General features: G+C 70.5%; 19 protein-coding genes. 10 read left to right on the top strand and 9 right to left on the bottom strand.

The window, feature by feature from the left end; genetic code table 11:
• Positions 1-206: 206 nt before the first annotated feature.
• Both proC and NAMU_RS04480 read right to left on the bottom strand, forming a co-directional pair.
• Complete coding sequence (gene proC / locus NAMU_RS04485) at positions 207-1,019, bottom strand: pyrroline-5-carboxylate reductase (protein ID WP_015746224.1); 813 nt, start codon at positions 1,017-1,019, stop codon at positions 207-209.
• A gap of 5 nt (positions 1,020-1,024) precedes the next feature.
• The gene (locus tag NAMU_RS04480; RefSeq protein ID WP_015746223.1) at positions 1,025-1,822 is read right to left on the bottom strand and encodes a TetR/AcrR family transcriptional regulator; all 798 of its coding nucleotides are present in this window, start codon (positions 1,820-1,822) and stop codon (positions 1,025-1,027) included.
• Between the two features lie 114 nt (positions 1,823-1,936).
• Here NAMU_RS04480 and NAMU_RS04475 point away from each other — a divergent pair, with 114 nt between their 5' ends.
• Together NAMU_RS04475 and NAMU_RS04470 are read left to right on the top strand one after the other, a co-directional pair.
• On the top strand, positions 1,937-2,926 hold the full coding sequence (locus NAMU_RS04475) for a daunorubicin/doxorubicin resistance ABC transporter ATP-binding protein DrrA (RefSeq protein WP_015746222.1): 990 nt from the start codon (positions 1,937-1,939) through the stop codon (positions 2,924-2,926).
• Complete coding sequence (locus tag NAMU_RS04470) at positions 2,923-3,723, top strand: ABC transporter permease (protein ID WP_015746221.1); 801 nt, start codon at positions 2,923-2,925, stop codon at positions 3,721-3,723. Before NAMU_RS04475 ends, NAMU_RS04470 begins: the two co-directional genes overlap by 4 nt.
• A gap of 52 nt (positions 3,724-3,775) precedes the next feature.
• Here the strand turns inward: NAMU_RS04470 and NAMU_RS04465 are convergent, their stop codons facing one another.
• Both NAMU_RS04465 and nhaA read right to left on the bottom strand, forming a co-directional pair.
• Positions 3,776-4,342: a DsbA family protein gene (locus tag NAMU_RS04465; RefSeq protein ID WP_015746220.1), complete on the bottom strand. Its 567-nt coding sequence runs from the start codon at positions 4,340-4,342 to the stop codon at positions 3,776-3,778.
• A gap of 22 nt (positions 4,343-4,364) precedes the next feature.
• On the bottom strand, positions 4,365-5,759 hold the full coding sequence (nhaA, locus tag NAMU_RS04460) for a Na+/H+ antiporter NhaA (protein ID WP_041369804.1): 1,395 nt from the start codon (positions 5,757-5,759) through the stop codon (positions 4,365-4,367).
• Positions 5,760-5,926: 167 nt separating this feature from the next.
• Between nhaA and NAMU_RS04455 the strand changes: the two genes are divergently transcribed.
• Complete coding sequence (locus NAMU_RS04455) at positions 5,927-6,961, top strand: hypothetical protein (protein WP_015746218.1); 1,035 nt, start codon at positions 5,927-5,929, stop codon at positions 6,959-6,961.
• A gap of 171 nt (positions 6,962-7,132) precedes the next feature.
• Here the strand turns inward: NAMU_RS04455 and NAMU_RS04450 are convergent, their stop codons facing one another.
• Positions 7,133-8,389, bottom strand: coding sequence for a DDE-type integrase/transposase/recombinase (locus NAMU_RS04450; protein ID WP_015746217.1), 1,257 nt, complete (start codon positions 8,387-8,389; stop codon positions 7,133-7,135).
• A 324-nt stretch (positions 8,390-8,713) separates the two neighbouring features.
• Between NAMU_RS04450 and NAMU_RS04445 the strand changes: the two genes are divergently transcribed.
• The 4 genes from NAMU_RS04445 (at position 8,714) to NAMU_RS04430 (ending at position 13,336) form a co-directional block, all read left to right on the top strand.
• Positions 8,714-10,597 (top strand): beta-glucoside-specific PTS transporter subunit IIABC, encoded by a 1,884-nt coding sequence (locus NAMU_RS04445; protein WP_015746216.1) that lies wholly within the window; start codon positions 8,714-8,716, stop codon positions 10,595-10,597.
• Positions 10,598-10,682: 85 nt separating this feature from the next.
• Positions 10,683-12,125 (top strand): glycoside hydrolase family 1 protein, encoded by a 1,443-nt coding sequence (locus tag NAMU_RS04440; protein WP_015746215.1) that lies wholly within the window; start codon positions 10,683-10,685, stop codon positions 12,123-12,125.
• 105 nt (positions 12,126-12,230) lie between these two features.
• Positions 12,231-13,100: a PRD domain-containing protein gene (locus NAMU_RS04435; RefSeq protein WP_015746214.1), complete on the top strand. Its 870-nt coding sequence runs from the start codon at positions 12,231-12,233 to the stop codon at positions 13,098-13,100.
• The gene (locus NAMU_RS04430; protein ID WP_015746213.1) at positions 13,097-13,336 is read left to right on the top strand and encodes a PTS transporter subunit EIIB; all 240 of its coding nucleotides are present in this window, start codon (positions 13,097-13,099) and stop codon (positions 13,334-13,336) included. The genes NAMU_RS04435 and NAMU_RS04430 overlap by 4 nt, the downstream gene beginning before the upstream one ends.
• A 13-nt stretch (positions 13,337-13,349) precedes the next feature.
• On the opposite strand, the gene NAMU_RS04425 is transcribed toward NAMU_RS04430, so the two are convergent.
• Both NAMU_RS04425 and NAMU_RS04420 read right to left on the bottom strand, forming a co-directional pair.
• Positions 13,350-15,605, bottom strand: a complete 2,256-nt coding sequence (locus tag NAMU_RS04425; protein ID WP_015746212.1) for a glycoside hydrolase family 3 C-terminal domain-containing protein — start codon at positions 15,603-15,605, stop codon at positions 13,350-13,352.
• A 2-nt stretch (positions 15,606-15,607) separates the two neighbouring features.
• Complete coding sequence (locus NAMU_RS04420) at positions 15,608-16,063, bottom strand: nitroreductase family deazaflavin-dependent oxidoreductase (RefSeq protein ID WP_015746211.1); 456 nt, start codon at positions 16,061-16,063, stop codon at positions 15,608-15,610.
• Positions 16,064-16,269: 206 nt separating this feature from the next.
• Here NAMU_RS04420 and NAMU_RS04415 point away from each other — a divergent pair, with 206 nt between their 5' ends.
• On the top strand, positions 16,270-16,743 hold the full coding sequence (locus tag NAMU_RS04415; RefSeq protein ID WP_015746210.1) for a DUF5994 family protein: 474 nt from the start codon (positions 16,270-16,272) through the stop codon (positions 16,741-16,743).
• Positions 16,740-16,886 (top strand): DUF6307 family protein, encoded by a 147-nt coding sequence (locus NAMU_RS29750; protein ID WP_015746209.1) that lies wholly within the window; start codon positions 16,740-16,742, stop codon positions 16,884-16,886. The genes NAMU_RS04415 and NAMU_RS29750 overlap by 4 nt, the downstream gene beginning before the upstream one ends.
• On the opposite strand, the gene NAMU_RS04410 is transcribed toward NAMU_RS29750, so the two are convergent.
• Positions 16,883-17,716: a DeoR/GlpR family DNA-binding transcription regulator gene (locus tag NAMU_RS04410; protein WP_015746208.1), complete on the bottom strand. Its 834-nt coding sequence runs from the start codon at positions 17,714-17,716 to the stop codon at positions 16,883-16,885. The two genes, NAMU_RS29750 and NAMU_RS04410, sit on opposite strands and share 4 nt — an antisense overlap.
• A gap of 171 nt (positions 17,717-17,887) precedes the next feature.
• On the opposite strand from NAMU_RS04410, the gene NAMU_RS04405 reads away from it, so the two are divergent.
• Entirely contained in the window at positions 17,888-18,385 is a 498-nt protein-coding gene (locus NAMU_RS04405) for a ribose-5-phosphate isomerase (RefSeq protein ID WP_015746207.1), read from the top strand.
• Positions 18,386-18,392: 7 nt separating this feature from the next.
• On the opposite strand, the gene NAMU_RS04400 is transcribed toward NAMU_RS04405, so the two are convergent.
• Complete coding sequence (locus NAMU_RS04400; protein WP_015746206.1) at positions 18,393-19,031, bottom strand: TetR/AcrR family transcriptional regulator; 639 nt, start codon at positions 19,029-19,031, stop codon at positions 18,393-18,395.
• Positions 19,032-19,153: the final 122 nt, after the last annotated feature.

The raw sequence follows: 19,153 nt of genomic DNA, 5'->3' as shown, positions 1-19,153 counted from the left end.
TCGCACCTCACCAGTGACCCCGCCGCACTCGGTAGGGCCGAAAGTCCTCTCGACCGAGAATCTACGCCCGGTCAAGAATCGGCGCAGCCCGCCATTTCCCGCACACCCGGAAAAAGGCGCGGAGAGGTCGGTAAAAAGCCCAGGCCAGGGCACCGAGGATCGGCCAACCCGGGCAAAAACGTCCGATTCTGTCCGCCCTCGCCGAATCAGCCGGGTTCGTGAGCCTTGCCCAGTTCGGCCGACCGCAGGGCCGCGGCCTCGATGGCGGTGAGCAGCGCGGCCCGGACCCGGTGGTTCTCCAACTCCCGGATCGCGGCGATGGTCGTCCCGCCGGGCGAGGTGACCGCCTCGCGCAGGGTCACCGGATGCTCGCCCGAGTCCCGCAGCATGGTGGCCGCCCCGACCGCCGACTGGATGATCAGCTCGGTGGACACCGCCCGGGGCAGGCCGAGCAGGATGCCGGCGTCGATCATCGCCTCGACCAGGAAGAAGAAGTAGGCCGGCCCGGACCCGGACAGCGCGGTGACCGCGTCCTGCTGGGACTCGGGCACCCGGACCACCTTGCCGACGGTGGACAGCAGGTCCTCCACCAGCTGCAGGTGCGCGGGTTCGGCGTGCGACCCGGCCGAGATCGCGCTCATCGCCTCGCCGACCAGCATCGGCGTGTTCGGCATGACCCGGACCACCGGCGTGCCGGCCGGCAGGTGCCGCTCGTACAGGGCGGTCGGCAGGCCCGCGCACAGGGAGACGACCAGCGTCCCGGGCGTGATCGCGGTGGCCAGCGACTGCAGCAACGGGTCGATGTCCTGCGGCTTGACCGCGACGATCAGCACGTCGGCCTGGGCGGCGGCCTCATCGGTCTCCACCCCGCGCACGCCATAGCGCTCGGTCAGCTCGGCCACCCGGTCCGGGTAGCGCTCGGTGAACATCAGCGAGTCCGGGGCCCGTCCCGCCCCGATGAGCCCGGCCAGCAGGGCCTCACCGATCTTGCCCGCACCCAGAATGGCGATCGTCGTCATGGCGATCAGGGTGCCATGTCCGGCCGCGGCTTCCGCTCCAGTATTCGCTCCACCCCGTCCACGATCCGGTCCAGACCGAAATCCAGGGACCCCGCCGGGTCACCCACGCTGGCCAGATGCTCGCCGACGGCCCGGCCGACCCGACCACCGACCGGGAACGCCGCCGGGTCCATCACCGCCGCCAGCGCCGGTTCGATCGCTGCCCACCACTGCTGGTCGTCCTCGCCGGTCCCGTCGCGGTCGGCCTGCAGGGCGCCCTGCCAGCGGGCCAACCCGGCCACGTGCACCAGCACCATGGTCAGCACACCGTCCATCTCCAGGTCGGACAGCCCGATGCCGTCCAGCGGCCGCAGCTCGGCCTCGTACTTGCGGTTGATGTTCGGCCCCAGCACCGGGCGGCCCTGCGGGATCTGCAGCAACCACGGGTGGCGGGCGAACAGCTGCCAGTTCCGGTCGGCGACGAACCGCAGCCCGGCCCGCCAATCACCCTGCCGGGCCGGCTCGTCCAGGTCGGCGTAGAGCTCGCCGTTGACGGTGTCGATCATCAGCTCGATCAGCGCCGGCTTGCTCGGCACGTGCGTGTACAGCGACATCGCCCCGGCGCCCACCCGCTCGGCGACGCCGCGCATGGACAGCGCGTCGACCCCACCCGCGTCGGCCAGCTCGATCGCCGCCCGCACGATCGCCCGTACGGTCAGCCCGGAACGCCCCGGCCGGTCCTGCGGGCCCCAGAGCAGGGCCAGCGTCGTAGCCGGGTCGGCCGGCGGGGCCTTCTTGGTGGGCCGGTCGGCCGTCGGGGACATCTGGCCATTGTCCTTTCCGCCGGTCGTCCCACCCCCGGCCGGCCGCTCACCCCTCGTCGCAAGTTCACGTACGCTGTACGGTACACTGTACGCGACCCACTTCCCGGAGGCGCCATGAACTCGACCGCACCCGCCATCGACGTCCGCGACCTGCGCAAGCACTACCCGAACACCCCCGACGGCACCGGCCTGAGCGGGGTCGACCTGCACGTGCCGGCCGGCGGCGTGCACGCGCTGCTCGGCCCGAACGGGGCCGGCAAGACGACCACCATCCGGATCCTGACCACCCTGCTGCGGGCCGACTCGGGCACCGCCCGGGTCACCGGATTCGACGTCCGCACCCAGGGTCGCCAGGTGCGCCGCCGCATCGGGTTGGTCGGTCAGGCCGCCGCCGTCGACGAGGTGCTCACCGGACGGCAGAACCTGCTCATGCTCGGCCGGCTCAACCACCTGTGCACCGCCGCCGACCGGGCCGGGGCACTGCTGGACCGGTTCGGCTTGACCGACGCCGCCGACCGCCGGGTGTCCACCTACTCCGGCGGCATGCGACGCCGGCTGGACCTGGCCGCCGCGCTGGTCGTCGACCCGCCCGTGCTGTTCGTCGACGAACCCACCACCGGCCTGGACCCCGCGGGCCGGCGGGATGTCTGGGCGGCCATCGGCGACCTGGTCACCGGCGGCACCACGGTGCTGCTGACCACCCAGTACCTGGAGGAGGCGGACGCCCTGGCCGGACAGATCACCATGCTGGCCGCCGGCCGGGTGGTGGCGCGGGGCACCCCGGACGAGCTGAAGGCCCGGGTGGGCGGTGACTGGCTGGAGATCACCCCGGCCGACCCGGCCGAGTTGCCCCGGTACCGCGAGATCGCCGCCCGGGTCGGCGAACCGGTGGATCGCGGTGGCGGGCTGGCCGTGCCGGTCGTCGACCGCACCCGGGCGCTGGTCACCGTGTCCGCCGCGCTGGCCGAGGCCGGCCTCGATCCGCTCGATCTGAGCGTGCGCCGGCCCACCCTGGACGAGGCGTTCCTGCAGCTCACCGGCCCCGCCAGCACTCCTCCTGCCACTGCCACTGCTGGCCCGACCGTCGATGAGGTGAGCCGATGACCACCACCCGGGACCGCACCGAGCCGATGCTCGGCGACGCCTGGACCATCACCCGCCGGCAGTTCTGGCACTGGCGGGCGCAGCCGGGTGGCTTCACCGTCGGGCTGCTGTTCCCGGTGCTGGTCACCCTGATGTTCGGCGCGCTGTTCGGTGGCGCGATCGCCGGGCCGGGCGAGGACTACTACTCGTTCCTGATGCCCGGCATCTTCGTCATGGCCATGCTGTTCGGGCTGGAGACGACGATGACGGCGGTCAACACCGACGCCAGCCGGGGTGTCACCGACCGCTTCCGGTCGCTGCCGATCCACCCCGCGGCGGTCGTGCTGGGCCGCTGCCTGGCCGACATGATCTACACGGTGCTGGGCCTGATCGTGCTGATGGCCGCCGGCCTGGCGCTGGGCTGGCGATGGTCGGACGGGATGACCGGGGCCCTGACCGCGGTCGCCCTGCTCCTGATGCTGCGGTTCGCGCTGCTGTGGGTGGGCATCTTCGTGGGCCTGATCGCGCCCGGACCGGAAACGGTGGTAGCCGTGCAGATCCTGGTCTGGCCGATCAGCATGCTGTCCAACATCTTCGTCGACCCGGCCACCATGCCGGGGTGGCTCGGCGCGCTCGCGTCCTGGAACCCGTTGTCGGCCACCGCCACCGCCACTCGCGAGCTGTTCGGCAACCCGACCTGGGCCTCGGCCAGCTGGGTCAACGAGCACGCCCTGCTGCTGTCGGTGATCTGGCCGGTGGCGATCACCGCGGTCTTCGCGCCGTTGGCGGTGCGGGCGTACCGGCGGCTGGGCGGCTGAGCGACTGAGGCGCGATCCGCACGAACCCGGCCCGAGGCCGAGTGGACCGGGCTCAGCCCCCGGCCTGAGCCACCGCCCGGCGCAGGCCGGTGACATCGAAGCGACCCTCGTACAGCACGCCGTTGATGAACACGGTCGGGGTGCCCTGCACGCCGGCGGCCAGGGCGAGGGCGAAGTCGGCCTCGACCTTGTCGCCGTAGGGCTGGGCCGGGTCGCCGATCACCCGGGATCCGTCCAGCCCCAGCTTGGTCGCGTATTTGGCCAGATCCCAGTCCGACAGCCGGGTCTGATGCGCGAACAGCATGTCGTGCATGGGCCAGAAGGCGCCCTGGGCGGCGGCCGCCTCGGCCGCCAGTGCGGCCGTCAACGCGTACGGATGCACCTCGTACAGCGGGAAGTTCCGGAAGATCAACCGCACCCGGCCGGCCGAGCCCGCCAGCACCTCCTCCAGCACCGGCTTGGCCGCCGCGCAGTACGGGCATTCGAAGTCGCCGTACTCGATGACCGTGACCGGGGCGTCCAGGGCGCCCCGCACATGGTCGACCAGGCCGTCCTCGCGGGGCACGTCGCCGTCCGGCGCCGCCGGTTCGTCGGGCACCTCGGTCACCGGATCCGTCATCCGGCCATTATTCGCGGGGCGGTCAACGCCCCGGCGCCAGCACCGGTTGCGGGGCCCGCCAGGGCCGGGGCGGCAACGCCAGGGTGGACTCCCCGGCTCCGGGCGAGCACATCGGGAACCGGTTGCCCAGCAGCCGCATGGTGGTCGAGCCGAGCACTGCAGCCACCAGCGACCCGGCCAGGATGCCGATCTTGGCCTGCTCCATCACGGCGGGATCGGTGAAGGCCAGCTCGGCGATGAACAGCGAGATGGTGAAGCCGATGCCGGCCAGCATGGCCGCGGCCAGCAGGTGCGAGTAGCGCACCCCGCCCGGCAGCACCCCCCATCCCAGCCGCAGCGTGAGCATGGCGGCCCCGGTGATGCCCACGGTGTTGCCCAGGACCAGGGCCACCGCTACTCCCCAGGTCACCGACGAGCCCAACGCCGACCCGAGCGCGTCGGCGTCCAGCGCGACCCCGGCGTTGGCCAGTGCGAACACCGGGACGATCAGGTACGCCGTCCACGGGTGCAGGGCCCGCTCCAGCCGGTCGTTGGCCGGGATCGTCGCCTGGGCGGCGAGGACTGCGAGCTGGACCCGTTCGGCCGTGGGCGATTCCCGCAGAGCCCGGTTGTAGGCGGCGCTGCGGTCGACGACCGACTGCGCGGGCGGCATCGCCGGAATGATCAACCCGATGGCCACCCCGGCCAGCGTCGCGTGCACTCCGGACTGGTAGACGGCGAACCACAGCGCGATCCCGACCAGCACGTACGGGTACAACCGCCAGACGCCGATCCAGCGCAGCCCGAGCAGCGCGCCGACCAGCAACACGGACACGCCCAGGGCCGGCAGCGAGGGGTCCTCGGAATAGAAGACCGCCATCAGGGTGATCGCGCCGATGTCGTCGGCGATGGCCAAGGTCAGCAGGAATACCCGGATCCGGTCCGGGCAGCGCGGCCCGAACAGGGCCAGCACCCCGAGCACGAACGCCGTGTCGGTGGACATCACCACACCCCAGCCCTGCGCCGCCTCCCCCGACGGGTTGAACAGCAGGTAGATGCCGATGGGCACGAGCAGCCCACCGACGGCCCCGAGGGTCGGTACCGTCACCGTCCGGCGATCCCGCAGGTCGCCCTGCGCGATCTCCCGGGTGATCTCCAGCCCGATCACGCAGAAGAACACCGCCATCGCGGCGTCGTTGACCCAATGCTGCAGGCTCATCTGGAAGGCCAGCGGGCCGATCTCGACACCGACCGGCAGGTGCCACAGGCCGGCGTAGGAGGCGGCCCACGGCGAATTGGCCCAGGCCAGGGCGAGCACGGTGCCGATCAGCAGGAACACCGACCCGGCCGCTTCGGTGGCCAGGAACCGACGGGCGGCCGGGGACGGGCCACGGAACACGACCCGGGGCGCCGGACCCGGACGGGGGGTTTCGGTCATGGCGGTCTCTTCCGTCATTGCGCATCCGAACGAGCACACCCTAATCGCGGGAGCGAAAGCCGCAGGCTCCGGTGCCCGGGACGGCGCCTGGAATCGAGGCCCGGGTATCACCATGACGGCGCAGCGATCAGACTTCATGCCAGCCCAGCTGCCGTGAGGAGATTCCCGTGACGCCGTCGCCTGCCCGCCGCCTTGCCCTTGCGGTCGGCCTGACCGCCGCCCTGGTGGGCCTGGCCGCCTGCAGCACCCCGGTCGGCGGTGACGCGGCCGCGGTCACCTCTCGGACCTCGACCGACATGGGGGCGATGAAACCGGCCGCGCCCACCTCGAGCAGCGAATCGACGGACCGATCGAACCCCGGGTCGGCCACCGACGCGGCCTCGGCCGGCACGACCACCACCGGGCCGGCGCCGGTCGCCGTCACGATCGACAAGACCGGCTGGTACGGCGGTTTCGCGATCACCGTGACCCAGGTGCGGGCGGCCGAGGCGGCCGGCGGACTAGACCTGGAGATCGACCTGGAGTATCGCAACATCACCGCCGAGCAGGCCTACGTCCCGCGCGGGGTGGTGCTGGTGGACGGTTCGATGGCCGACTCCTCCGAGGACCTGCCGGCGGATGCGACACCGGCCGGGGCGACCGCCAAGGGATCGATCGTGGTGTCGGTGGACCAGGGCACCGACCCGTCCGCCGGCGCCCAGGCCGCCATCGACCGGACATCGCTGGTCTGGGGTGACGCCCAGGACAACCAGACGACGATCCCGCTGTCGGCCGGCAGCGCCGTGGACAGCGTCGAGCCCATGACCCTGTCCGAGTCCGCCCGGGCCAACCAGGGCCAGGTGGTGATCGACCTGGTCGGCGGAACCCGGGCCCCCAGCTACGAGTCCGGCGAGCGCGGCACCGACGTGATCAGCCTGCGCATCGAGCTCAGCTGCGCGGCGGATTGTCAGGCGTCCGGGTACTACGTCGACCGCGGGTACTTCACCCTTGTCGACCCGGCCGGGCAGAAGCTGGCCACCGACCAGCTGCGGAGCGGCTTCTGCTGCGAGGCCCTGTACCCGGGCACCGTGGTCGACGACGAGCGCGCGACCCTGGCCTTCCTGGTCCCCTCGACCAGCCGCGGCACCTACACGCTGACCTACGAGGACCCCGCGCTGACCGCGGCCGGTTCACCGGCGGGCACGATCGCGCTCACCGGCTGACCGTCGGCCGATTGCGGGGTGGCCGGGCCGACAACCGCTTTCGCCGGCCCCGACGCGGGATGACGCGCAGCTCACACCGATCGCCGGCCGCTCACCTCCGCAATGCCTCACGTCAAGATGCCCGCGTAGGACGGTCCGTGCCTCATCTAGGAATGCCCGCGAAGCAGGGCGTCAGCCGGCCCTGATCCGGACGCCTTTGCGCACGTCGGGCAGTGCCTTGGGGACGGTCGCGAGGTAGAGCTGCTCGGTCTTGTTCTTGGCCAGGCCCAGCAGCACGGCCTGAATGCCGGCGATCTCACGGGCGAGCGCGGCCGGGTTGAGCCCGTCCCGGTAGGCGGTCAGTTCGTGGGCTTGCGCCGGCGACAGCGTGCCGGCGGCCAGCAGCCGACTCAACGGGGTTTGCGGCTTGTCGTAAAGGCGTTTGCGGCGACCGGCCTTGTTCTCGCCCCAGCCGACCGGCTTGATCGTCGGGGTGAGGTAGTTGAGCCGGTCGTTGACCAGCTTCCAGAGCCGGTTCAACGCGTGTCGTTCCTCGTCGGTGTCGTACCGGTAGTAGAACGCGTACCGGCGGACCAGGTGGTTGTTCTTCGACTCGATCGTGGCCTGGTCGTTCTTCTTGTACGGCCGGGACCGGGTGAAGTAGATGTCTTGCTCGGCGGCCCATTTGATGACGGCCCGGTTCAGGAACTCACCTCCGTTGTCGAAGTCCAGACCGGTGACCGCGAAAGGGATCTCCTGCACCCCGGCCTGCAGCGCGGCCAGGATGTTGGCGTGCGCGTTGTTGCGCGTCGAGCGGGTGAAGACCCACCCGGTATGCACACAGGTCAGGTTCACCGAGCGAGCGAACTCGCCCCGCAGGGTCGGGCCGCAATGCGCAACCGTGTCGCCCTCGAAGAAGCCGGGCTCGGCCTCGACCTCGTCGCCCGCCTTACGGATCTTGATCGAGGACCGCAGCAACGGTGACGGTTTCGTGGTCGAGACACCGCGGACCTGGTCGGTGGCCTTCGCGGTCCGCAGGTAGCGGTCGATCGTCGCCGGCGACATCGCGAGCAGCTCGGCCCGCACCGAAGCGCTGTACCGGCCCTCGCCGTCGACCAGCTCCCCGTGCCGTTCCAGCCCGTCCAGTTGCGTGTCCATCGATGCGGCCAGGTACTTGCCGCACTGCCCACCGGAAGCCGCCCAGACCCGCTGGAGGACCTTTAACGCCTCGTAGGAGAACTTGTTCGCCCGCTGCTTCCTGGGCCGCTGGGCGACCTGTCGGCCGCCGCCCGGCGGGCACTGCGCGGCGCTGGTCAACCGTCGCCGGGCGTTGTCCCGCGACCAGCCCGTCACGGACACCACCTCGTCCAGGATCCGGCCCTTCGTACGCCTGTCCGCAGCCTTGAACGCCTTGGCGTACCTGGTGGTGATCTCCGCCCGAGACGCCATCGACAACCCACTCTCCATGCCCCAGCACGGTCACCGCTACGCGGGCATTCCTACGTGAGGCACGGAGAGCGTTTCGCGGGCAGTTCTGGTGAGTCTTGTCGACCTCTGGACAGCACGGCACCGGAGGCTCTAATCTGCGTCCTGGATGCCTTCCGGCGTCCCCGAAGACTTGGGATTGTTACTGCGAGCCGCAGGCAAAACCCGGGCCGAACCCCTGCTGATCGAATCGATCGCGTGGGGTCCGTCCCGGGTTTTTTTGTTCTCGTAGGCATGCCCCTTGCTGCGGACAGCCATGAAATTCCACACCTGAACGACGGAGGAATCATGACAACCGCGAGCAAGTACGACGTACTGGCCGACGCGATTCTCACTGGGGTGGGCGGTGAGTCGAACGTCAAGACCGTCGCGCACTGCGCGACCCGACTGCGGTTCCAGCTCAACGACCGGTCGAAGGCGAACAAGGAGGCGGTGGAGGCGACGCCCGGGGTCATCACCGTGGTCGAGGCCGGCGGCCAATTCCAGGTCGTCATCGGCAACACCGTCAACAACGTCTACGACGCCATGGTCGCCCGGTCCTCGGTCAGCACCGGCGGCACGGCCTCCGGCGGCCTGCTGGGCCGGTTCATCGACCTGATCACCAGCATCTTCACTCCCCTGCTGTGGGTGCTGGCCGGCACCGGACTGCTCAAGGCCCTGCTGGCGGTCGGCGTGAAGATCGCCCCCGAGTTCGCCACCACCTCGACCTACGCGATCCTGTTCGCCGCCGGTGACGCCGCCTTCCAGTTCCTGCCGTTCCTGCTGGCCGTCACCGCGGCCAAGAAGTTCAAGGCCAACCCGTTCACCGCGCTGGCCGTCGTCGGGGCGCTGGTCTACTCGGCCACCGTCGCGGTCATTCCCGGCGCGGACGGCGTGACCACGACCCTCAAGGCGTTTGCCGACGGCGGGGGCGAGCTGACCTTCCTGGGCGTCCCGGTGGTCATGGTCAGCTACCTGTCGGCGGTCATCCCGACCATCCTCGCGGTGTGGATCCAGTCGCTGGTCGAGCGGTTCCTGACCCGGGTCGTCCCGGAGACCATCCGTAACTTCACCATCCCGCTCGTCACGGTCGCGGTCGTCGTCCCGCTCACCTTCCTGGCCATCGGCCCCGCCTCGTACTACCTGGGCGATGCGCTGTCCGCCGGGGTCAACTGGCTGTGGAACCTCTCGCCGGCCCTGGGCGGTCTGATCCTGGGCGGGACCTGGGAACTGATGGTGATCTTCGGCCTGCACTGGGGTTTCGTGCCGGTGATGATCCAGGACATTGCCACGCAGGGGTATTCACCGCTGACCGGTCCGCTGTTCCCGGCCGTGCTGGCCATCTCCGGGGCGGCGTTCGGGGTATGGCTCAAGACCCGCAACTCCGATCTGCGCAAGATCGCCGGCCCGGCCACCATCTCGGCCTTCCTGGCCGGCATCACCGAGCCCGCCATCTACGGCGTGGTGCTGCGGCTCAAGCGTCCGTTCATCTTCGCGCTGATCGGCGGCGCGGTGGGCGGCGCCATCGCCGCCTTCGGCGGGTCGGCGGCCGAAGGCTTCGTGCTGCCCGGCGCGATCACCCTGACCTCGACGCTGAACATCGGCAACTTCACCCTGCAGCTGATCGGCTCGGCCCTGGCCATCGTCGTCGCCTTCGGCCTGACCATGGTCTTCGGCTTCAAGGACCTGCCGAACGCGGCCGCCGACGGCCCCACCGCCACCACCCCGGGCGAGGTGGCCTCGCAGGCCCTGCCGGTACAGGCGCCGGTCGCCGGGCAGGTCGTGGCTCTCGACCAGGTGCCGGACAAGGTGTTCTCCTCCGGCGCGCTGGGCAAGGGCCTGGCCGTCATCCCGACCGAGGGCAAGGCCTTCGCCCCGATCGGCGGCACCCTGCTCACCGTGATGCCGCACGCCTTCGGGCTGCGCGACGAGAACGGCCTGGAGGTGCTCGTGCACATCGGGCTGGACACCGTCGAGCTGGGCGGCACCCACTTCACCCCGGCGGTCAGCCAGGGCCAGCAGGTCCGGGCGGGCGACCTGCTCGGCGAGTTCGACATCGCCGCCATCGAGCAGGCCGGCTACAACCCGATCACGGTGATGATCGTGACCAACCCGGGCGCCTACCAGGCCGTCGTGCCGGTGGCCGCCGGGACCGTCGAGGCCAAGGCGCTGGCCCTGGACCTCGTGGGCTGATCACGTGCGACCGGCGGCCCGCCCCCGTGGCGGGCCGCCACCCGGACCACCCCACTTCGCCATCCCCCACGTCGAAAGAGCAATCATGACCAGCATTTCCGCACCAACGCAGTTCCCGCCCGGCTTCCTGTGGGGCGGCGCCACCGCCGCCAACCAGGTGGAGGGCGGCTACGACCAGGGCGGCAAGGGCCTGTCCATCCAGGACGTGATGCCCCAGGGCATCGTCGGTCCGCGCACCGACGGCCCCACCCCGGAGAACCTCAAGCTGACCGGCATCGACTTCTACCACCGCTATGCCGAGGACATCGCCCTGTTCGCCGAGATGGGCTTCTCGGTCTACCGGTTCTCCATCGCCTGGAGCCGGATCTTCCCGGGCGGTGACGACGCCGAGCCCAACGAGGAGGGCCTGGCCTTCTACGACCGGGTGCTCGACGAGCTGGAGCGGCACGGCATCGAGCCGCTGATCACGCTGTCGCACTACGAGACCCCGCTGGCCATCGCCGAGAAGTACGACGGCTGGGTCTCCCGGGACGTCATCGCCCTGTTCGAGCGGTACGTGCGGGTCGTGTTCGCCCGCTACGGCCACCGGGTGAAGTACTGGCTGACCTTCAACGAGATCAACTCGGTGATCCACGCGCCGTTCATGAGCGGCGGCATCAACACCCCCAAGGACGAGCTGACCCCGACCGACCTGTACCAGGCGATCCACCATGAGCTGGTGGCCAGCGCGCTGGCCACCAAGATCGCGCACGAGACCGACCCGCAGATCAAGGTCGGCTGCATGGTGCTGGGCATGCCGATCTACCCGCTGTCCCCCGACCCGAACGATCTGCTGGCGTCGATGACCGCCGATCACGCCAACCTGATGTTCAGCGACGTGCACACCCGCGGCGAGTACCCCGGATACGCCCTGCGGTACTTCCGGGAGAACGGCATCGAGCTGCAGATCACCGAACAGGACCGGGAACTGCTGGCCGCGCACACCGTCGACTTCGTCTCGTTCAGCTACTACATGAGCATCTGCGAGACCGGGGATCCGGCCAGGCGCCTGGCCGGTGCGGGCAACATCATGGGCGGGGTGCCGAACCCGCACCTGCCGGCCTCCGAATGGGGCTGGCAGATCGACCCGGTCGGGCTTCGGGTCATCCTCAACCAGTTCTGGGACCGCTGGGGCAAGCCGCTGTTCATCGTCGAGAACGGGCTCGGCGCCCGGGACGAGCTGGTCGAGTCGGCTGACGCCGTCGACGGTTTCACCGTCCTGGACGACTACCGGATCGACTACCTGCGCGCGCATCTGCAGCAGGTCGGCGAGGCCATCGCCGACGGCGTCCAGGTGCTGGGCTACACCAGTTGGGGCCCGATCGATCTGGTCAGCGCCTCGACCGCGCAGATGTCCAAGCGGTACGGGTTCATCTACGTCGACCGCAACGACGACGGCACCGGCACGCTGGCCCGCTACCGCAAGAAGTCGTTCCACTGGTACGCGCAGGTCATCGCGACCAACGGCGCCACCCTCCGGCAGAACTGACCCGACCCGCGGCTCGGGTGGGCCACCGCCGCCCCGCCCGAGCCGCGACCCCGATCAGCAGGCAGGATCGATCACGGTCCCCAGCTCTCAGCGAGGAGAGACGCAGTGCAGGTCCTGAAGGTGTTCAACAACAACGTCGTGCTCGGCCGGGACGAGCGCGGGGTCGAGCACGTCCTGTTCGGCCGCGGGCTCGGCTTCAAGGTCACCGCCGGGGCCACGGTCGACGAGAGCCGGGTCGAGCGCCGGTTCGGGCCCAGCGGGACCGGCGGGGTGGACCGGATCGCCGCCCTGGTCAACGAGATCCCGCCCGAGGACATCGATCTGACCGGCCGGATCGTCGAGCTGGCCCGCGGCCGGCTCGGCCCGCACATCACCGACCACATCCTGCTCCCGCTGGCCGACCACCTGAGCTTCGCCCTGCGCCGGGCCGCGGAGGGCGCCGGGGAGATCGAGTACCCGCTGCGCTGGGAGGTGCAGTACCTCTACCCCGCCGAGGTCCAGGTGGCCCGGGCCGCGCTGGACCTGGTCGCCCAGGAGCGCGGGGTGCGGCTGCCCGAGGTGGAGGCGGTGCCACTGGCCCTGCATCTGGTCAACGCGCAGTTCGACACCAGCGACATCTCGACCACCGCGCAGATGACGCAGACCCTGCACCGCACCCTGGACATCATCCGCGAGGAGTACGGGGTGGAGATCGACGAGGGCTCGGTGGAGGTCGCCCGGTTCGTCACCCACCTGCGGTACCTGTTCCTGCGCGAGCAGCAGGGCCGCAAGCTGCGGGAGACCCCGGCCGAGCTGCACGCGGCCCTGCAGTCGGCCCGGCCCCGCGAGTACACCTCGGCCGGACGGATCGGCACGCTGCTCGCCGACCAGTACGGCTGGGCCATCAGCACCGACGAGATCCTCTATCTCGCGCTGCATGTCAGCCGGCTGGTGGACGCCGCCACGGCCGCCGCCCCGGACGGAGCGGACCGATGAGCCTGGCCCAGGAGCTGCTGGCCGCGGTCGGCGGCCGCGAGAACGTCGCGTCGCTGACCCGTTGCTGGGCCCGCCTGCGGTTCGAGTTGCACGACACCGACCTGGTCGACGAGGCGGCCGTCGCCGCCCAGGATCAGGTCGCGATCGCGGTGCACCAGCGCGGGCAGTACCAGATCGCCCTGCGCAGCGGCCTGCTGGAGACCTTCGACGAGCTCACGGTACTGCTGCGCCGCTGACCGGCCGGGCCGGTCACCCGCCGGTGCGTTCCCGCCAGCGCTCGACCAGCCGGTCCAGGGTGTCGTGGTCGATGCTCATGCCGCTGAAGGCGGCCAGGGTGGACATCGGCATGGAGCCGATCACCGCGACCAGCTCGGTGTCCCGGGTCGGGTCGGACGCGCCCGCGGCCACCGCCTCGCCGATCAGCTCCAATGCGACCGGGTCGGCCATCCATTCGTGCAGCGTCGACCCGGCGGTGATCGGCGCCGCGATGGACGGCGCGTCGACGCGGATCGTGCTGGACAGCGGCAGGTCTCGCGAATGAAAGCCGACCTCGACGGCGAACTCGCCGGCCTCCACCACCCACCGGCCGAGCAGCTGCGAGAAGAAGGAGAAGGCCCGCTGGTCGAGGGTGACGGTGACCGTGCGGGCCTGGCCCGGCGCCAGCTCGACCTTGCCGAACCCCTTCAGCTCGCGCACCGGGCGGGCCACCGACGCGGCGACGTCCCGGACATAGACCTGCACCACCTGCGCGCCGGCCACCGGGCCGGTGTTGCGCACCCGCACCGAGACCTGCGCGGTCAGGGTGCCGTCGGCGACCGCCCCCGAGGTGCTCACGACCAGCTCGTCGACCGCAAAGGTGGTGTAGGACAGGCCGAATCCGAACGGGAAGGCGACATCGGTGTCGGTCGCGTCGTACCCGCGGTAGCCGACGAACAGTCCCTCGCCGTACCGGACGACCTGCGAGTCGCCGGGAAAGTTGAGGTAGGAGGAGTTGTCGGCCAGCCGGTGCGGGATGGTCTCGGCCAACCGGCCCGACGGGTTCACCCGCCCGGTCAGCACGTCGGCGATCGCGCCCCCGGCGGCCTGACCGCCCAGCCAGGCCTCGACGATCGCCGCGGCGTGCGGCACCACCTCGCCCAGGACCACGGTGGAGCCGTTGACCAGCACGACGACCACCCGGGAATTGACCTGCGCCACCGCCCGCAGCGTGGCCAGCTGGCCGGCGGGCAGGTTCATGTGGGTGCGGTCGAAGCCCTCGGACTCGTCCGCGCCCGGCAGACCCAGGAACATGACCACGGTGTCGGCCTCGGCGGCCAGTCGCACCGCCTCCGCGCGCAACGCCTCGTCCGACGCGGTGTCGTCGATCCCGTAGCCGGCCGCGAAGCCGACCTCCGGGAGCAGGGCCGTCAGCTCGTCGAGCGCGTTCTCCACCCGGGTCGGGTTGACCTGCGAGCTGCCGGCGCCCTGGAACCGCGGGGTCCGGGCGAACTCGCCGATCACCGCGATCCGGGCGTCGGCGGCCAGCGGCAGCAGCCCACCGGAGTTGGCCAGCAGCACTACCGATTCGGCGGCCGCGGCCCGGGCCAGCCGGTGATGCTGGTCGGCGTCGAAGGACTCGTCCAGATCGAGCACGGCCACCCCGCGGTCGACCAGGGTCAGCACGGTGCGCACCCGCGCATCCAGGACGGTCTCGTCCAGGTTCCCGGCCCGGATCGCGGCGACGATCTGGTCCGGGCTGTGGGGCCGGTTCGGCGGCATCTCCAGGTCCAGGCCGGCGACCAGAGCGGGGACGCGGTCGTAGACGGCGCCCCAGTCGGAGACGACCAGCCCGTCGAAGCCCCATTCGTCCCGCAGCACGGTGGTCAGCAGCCAGGCGTTCTGCGAGGCCGAGACGCCGTTGATCTTGTTGTAGGAGCACATGATCGTCCACGGTTGACCGGCGGTGACGATGCGCTCGAAGGCCGGCAGGTAGATCTCCCGCAGGGTGCGCTCGTCGACCTGGGTGTCGACCCGCTGCCGATCGGTCTCCTGGTTGTTCGCGGCGAAGTGCTTGACCGAGGTGCCGACCCCCTGCGACTGGATGCCGTCCACGATGCCCAGGCCGAGTTCGCCGGTCAGGTAGGGATCCTCGGAGAAGTACTCGAAGTTGCGGCCACACAACGGCGATCGCTTGATGTTGATGCCCGGACCGAGGATCACCGAGAGCCGGCAGGCCCGCGCCTCCCGGGCCAGGGCCACCCCGATCCGCCGCAGCAGGTCGGGATTCCAGCTCGAGGCCACCGCCGACGCGGTCGGGAAGCAGGTCGCCGGCAGGCTCCCGCCGAGGCCGACGTGGTCCCCCTCGCCCGGCTGGGCGCGCAGCCCGTGCGGGCCGTCGGAGACCATGATCCGGGGAATCCCCAGCCGGTCCACGGCGGCGGTGAACCAGAAGGCGGAACCGGAGGTGAGCGAGGCCTTCTCTTCCAGCGTCAACTCGGCCAGCAGGGCATCGACGTCCAGCGTCATGATCAGCGCTCCGGCCCGTCGGCGGCGGGGTCCTCGTCCGGGACCGGCGTCAACCGGACGATGGGGAACACCCGATCGGTCTTGGTCTCGTATTCGCCCATGGACGGGCGCACCGCGACGATCCGGCGCCAGAGTTCATCGCGTTCGGGGCCGGTGACCTCGCTGGCCTGCACGGTGAGGGTGCGGCTGTCCACCTCGACCTGGACCCGCGGGTGGGCCATCAGGTTGTGATACCAGTCCGGGTTGGTCGGCGACCCACCCTTGGTGGCGGCGATGACCAGGTCCTGGCCGTCGGGGGCGTAGACCAGCGGGCTGATCCGTTCGGTTCCGCTGCGCGCGCCGATGTGGTGCAGCAGCACCATCGGGTTTCCGGCGAAGGTGCCGCCGACCCGGCCGGCATTGGCCCGGAATTCCTCGATGACGGCGCGGTTCCAGTCGGACGGTCCGGATGAACTCACGGCACTCTCCCTCGATGCTCTCGGACCTGCAGGTCTAGCAGGTACACCGGCCGCCCGCAGCCGGAACTGCGTCCGCCGGGAGCGGCGGACGGAGTAGAGTCGGACAAGTAGGGAGCATTTCGTTCGTCGGCGCTGGAGCCGGCCGCGTTCCTCACGAATCAACAGGTCCAGGCCCGGTGACGGGTCAGGGGACGGGAACGCCGGCCATGACCGGAGCATCGACTCTCACCACCGACCCGACACACGCCCCGAGCGGCGAGCTTCGGTGCTCGCTCAAACCCGCGAATGCCACCCCCGGTCACGTCGACGGCGCCTGGTGGCCACGCACCCCCGACCTGGTCGCCGAAATCCCGGCGCTGCTGGACCGGCTCGCCGACGGCTGGGGCGCGGTCGACCGTGTCTCCTACGACCTGTCCGCCTGGTCGCCGGCCGCGCGGCGGATCACCGTGCGCGGCCGCCGGGTCCGGCTGGACGGCTTCCGCGGACGCCGACCCGCCGACGCGATCCACCTGAGCGGACCGGCCGGCAAGGCCATCCTGACCCTGCTGGTCATCCCGCCGGACACCGATCCCGAGGTCGCCGAGCGGGCCCTGCGCCGGGCCGGCACCGGCGACAACCAGGACAGCACCACCGATCTGCTTTCCCGCGACCCCTCCACCGCACCCAGGAGCACCTCATGAGCCAGACCTACGAACAGCGACTCGCCACCGTCGAGGGTGCCCTCGCCGCGCAGCAGATCGCCCCGCCCAGCGGCACCACCCTGACCGACGCCGCCGCCCAGGTGCTGCACGCGCTGGACCACATCCCCGAGGTCCTCCGCTAGGCCTGGGCGGCTCCCGGCACCGGCGCGACCACCACCTCGATCCCCTTGCGGCGCAACCGATCCACATGCACGTCCGGGGTCAGTTCGTCAACGATGACGACGTCGAATTCGGTCAGCGGGAGCAACGCATGCAAGGCCCGCTGACCGAATTTGGTGTGGTCGGTGTACAGGATCCGCTGGGCGGACGAGTCGAACATCGCCCGCTTGACCGCGATGGTGTCCTGGGTCTGGAAGAAGCAGATGTCGTCGGTGATCGCGGCCGTGGACATCACGAAGGTGTCCGCCCGGATCCGCCGGATGGCGTCCACCGTCATTTGCCCGAGGTAGGCGTCGCACCAGGAGTGATACAGGCCGCCGACGACGGTCAGCGAGATCTGTGGCTCCCGAGCGAGTTCCGCGGCCACCGCCGCCGAGTGGGTGATCACGCCGAGCGGCGCCCGTTGCGGCAGGAGCCGGGCCAGGTGCAGGCCGGTCGTCGAGTCGTCCAGGAACACGCTGTGGCCGGGCTCGATGAATTCCAGCGCGGCCACGGCGAGCGCATCCTTCTCGGCGTTGTGCTGGGTCTGCCGGAACGTCATGCCCGACTCGGTCAGGCTGGAGCTGAGCGCGGTCACCTGACCGCGGGTCTTGCGCAGCAGCCCCTGGCTTTCCAGTTGATCCAGATCGCGGTGCACGGTCATGGCGCTGACGCCGAACCGCTCGATCAGATCCTCGATGCGCACCGTGCCCTCGGCGACGACGAGTTCGGCGATCTCCCGCTGCCGCTGCCGCTGCTTGGCAGTGCGGGTGTGCCACCCGGCATCGTCGCCCCGGCCGGGCCCTGCGGTCATCTCGTTCCTCCACGTCACCGGTGAGAAAAACCCCACTTTACCGCCCACCGGGCCCCATCCAGCGCACGTTCATGTGGAAAATATCGTGCCAGATCCTTGCGTATGGTCGATCTAACATTCATAATGTTAGATATCACCTGAACGCATCGCCTGGCCTCGAAGGAGCACCCCATGTCCGAGCCGTGGAGCATCGTGATCGGTTGCGACGACGCTGGCCTTGAGTACAAGCAGGCGCTGAAGGCGGATCTGCTGGCCGACCCGCGGGTGGGCCAGGTCATCGACGTCGGCATCGACCCGGCGAACCCCGCCGCGTACCCGCACGTGGCCGTCGCGGCCGCCCGGGCGGTCGCCCTCGGCCAGGCCGACCGGGCCCTGCTGTTCTGCGGCACCGGGCTCGGCGTGGCCATCAGCGCCAACAAGGTGCCCGGCATCCGCGCGGTCACCGCGCACGACAGCTTCTCGGTCGAGCGATCGGTGCTGAGCAACGACGCCCAGGTGCTGTGCATGGGCCAGCGGGTCATCGGCCTGGAACTGGCCCGCCGGCTGGTCCGCGAATGGCTCGACTACCGCTTCGACACCACGTCCGCCTCCGCGGCCAAGGTCGAGGTCATCAAGGCCTACGACCGGGCCGAGACCACGCAGGACTTCGACCTGGCCGCCGCCAGCTGACCCGGGCTCACTGCGCTCGCGGCGAGACCGAGGCGAGCAGCAGGGCCCACTCCTGTTCGATGTACTGATCCAGCGTCAGGAACCGGGCCAGGTTCCAGTGCTTGAGCGCCCAGGCATGGGCCAGCAGCAGCACGTTGTGCACCACCAGCCGGGCATCGACGGCGCGGAAGACCCCCGCGTCGATGCCGTCGGCCACCGCCTGTCGGATCGGCTCGGCCGTCTGCAGTTCCAGGTCCTTGATCCGCTCCAGACCGTCGGCCGGCAGCGTTCGGCTCTCGCGGTAGGTCAGGGTCACCGCCTCCCGCTTGGCCTCGACGACCTGGCAACAGATCCGGAACGCGGCGCCGAACCGGTCGACCGGATCCTCCCCGGCCGCCGCGATCGCCGCCGGCACCTGATCCCGGAAGTCCTCCAGGATGTCCACGATCACCGCGACGAGCAGCTCGTCCTTGTTGCCGAAGTACTGGTAGATCAGCCCGACACTGATCCCGGCCCGTTCGGCCACCGCCTGCATGGAGGTGGCGTGGAATCCGGTCGTGGACATCACCTCGGTCGCCGCATCCAGGATCTGCCGTCGCCGTCGTTGCACCCGGGCGTCGGTCCGCGCCGCCTGCCGTGCGTTCCGCTCGTCCAACGCCTGCCCCATCGCGACCTCCCGATCCGGCTGAATGCCGGTTCAGTCTAGGCCGGCGCGGCGCGCGTTGAACGCCCATTCATTTTCCTCTTGACACCAGGCCGGATCGACCCCTACAGTCGGTCTCATTGAAT

It is taken from the genome of Nakamurella multipartita DSM 44233, from assembly GCF_000024365.1.
Classification (GTDB): domain Bacteria; phylum Actinomycetota; class Actinomycetes; order Mycobacteriales; family Nakamurellaceae; genus Nakamurella; species Nakamurella multipartita.
The sequence above is the reverse complement of the archived record's forward strand: the minus strand, read 5'-3'. Positions and strand labels throughout refer to the sequence as shown.

Coding starts and splice junctions, on each gene's coding strand:
- NAMU_RS04475 (WP_015746222.1), top strand. CDS start 1,937: ATGAACTCGACCGCACCCGCCATCGACGTCCGCGACCTGCGCAAGCAC.
- NAMU_RS04405 (WP_015746207.1), top strand. CDS start 17,888: ATGTCCGAGCCGTGGAGCATCGTGATCGGTTGCGACGACGCTGGCCTT.
- NAMU_RS04450 (WP_015746217.1), bottom strand. CDS start 8,389: ATGGCGTCTCGGGCGGAGATCACCACCAGGTACGCCAAGGCGTTCAAG.
- NAMU_RS29750 (WP_015746209.1), top strand. CDS start 16,740: ATGAGCCAGACCTACGAACAGCGACTCGCCACCGTCGAGGGTGCCCTC.
- nhaA (WP_041369804.1), bottom strand. CDS start 5,759: ATGACCGAAACCCCCCGTCCGGGTCCGGCGCCCCGGGTCGTGTTCCGT.
- NAMU_RS04400 (WP_015746206.1), bottom strand. CDS start 19,031: ATGGGGCAGGCGTTGGACGAGCGGAACGCACGGCAGGCGGCGCGGACC.
- NAMU_RS04445 (WP_015746216.1), top strand. CDS start 8,714: ATGACAACCGCGAGCAAGTACGACGTACTGGCCGACGCGATTCTCACT.
- NAMU_RS04440 (WP_015746215.1), top strand. CDS start 10,683: ATGACCAGCATTTCCGCACCAACGCAGTTCCCGCCCGGCTTCCTGTGG.
- NAMU_RS04470 (WP_015746221.1), top strand. CDS start 2,923: ATGACCACCACCCGGGACCGCACCGAGCCGATGCTCGGCGACGCCTGG.
- NAMU_RS04425 (WP_015746212.1), bottom strand. CDS start 15,605: ATGACGCTGGACGTCGATGCCCTGCTGGCCGAGTTGACGCTGGAAGAG.
- NAMU_RS04465 (WP_015746220.1), bottom strand. CDS start 4,342: ATGACGGATCCGGTGACCGAGGTGCCCGACGAACCGGCGGCGCCGGAC.
- NAMU_RS04480 (WP_015746223.1), bottom strand. CDS start 1,822: ATGTCCCCGACGGCCGACCGGCCCACCAAGAAGGCCCCGCCGGCCGAC.
- NAMU_RS04430 (WP_015746213.1), top strand. CDS start 13,097: ATGAGCCTGGCCCAGGAGCTGCTGGCCGCGGTCGGCGGCCGCGAGAAC.
- NAMU_RS04415 (WP_015746210.1), top strand. CDS start 16,270: ATGACCGGAGCATCGACTCTCACCACCGACCCGACACACGCCCCGAGC.
- proC (WP_015746224.1), bottom strand. CDS start 1,019: ATGACGACGATCGCCATTCTGGGTGCGGGCAAGATCGGTGAGGCCCTG.
- NAMU_RS04410 (WP_015746208.1), bottom strand. CDS start 17,716: ATGACCGCAGGGCCCGGCCGGGGCGACGATGCCGGGTGGCACACCCGC.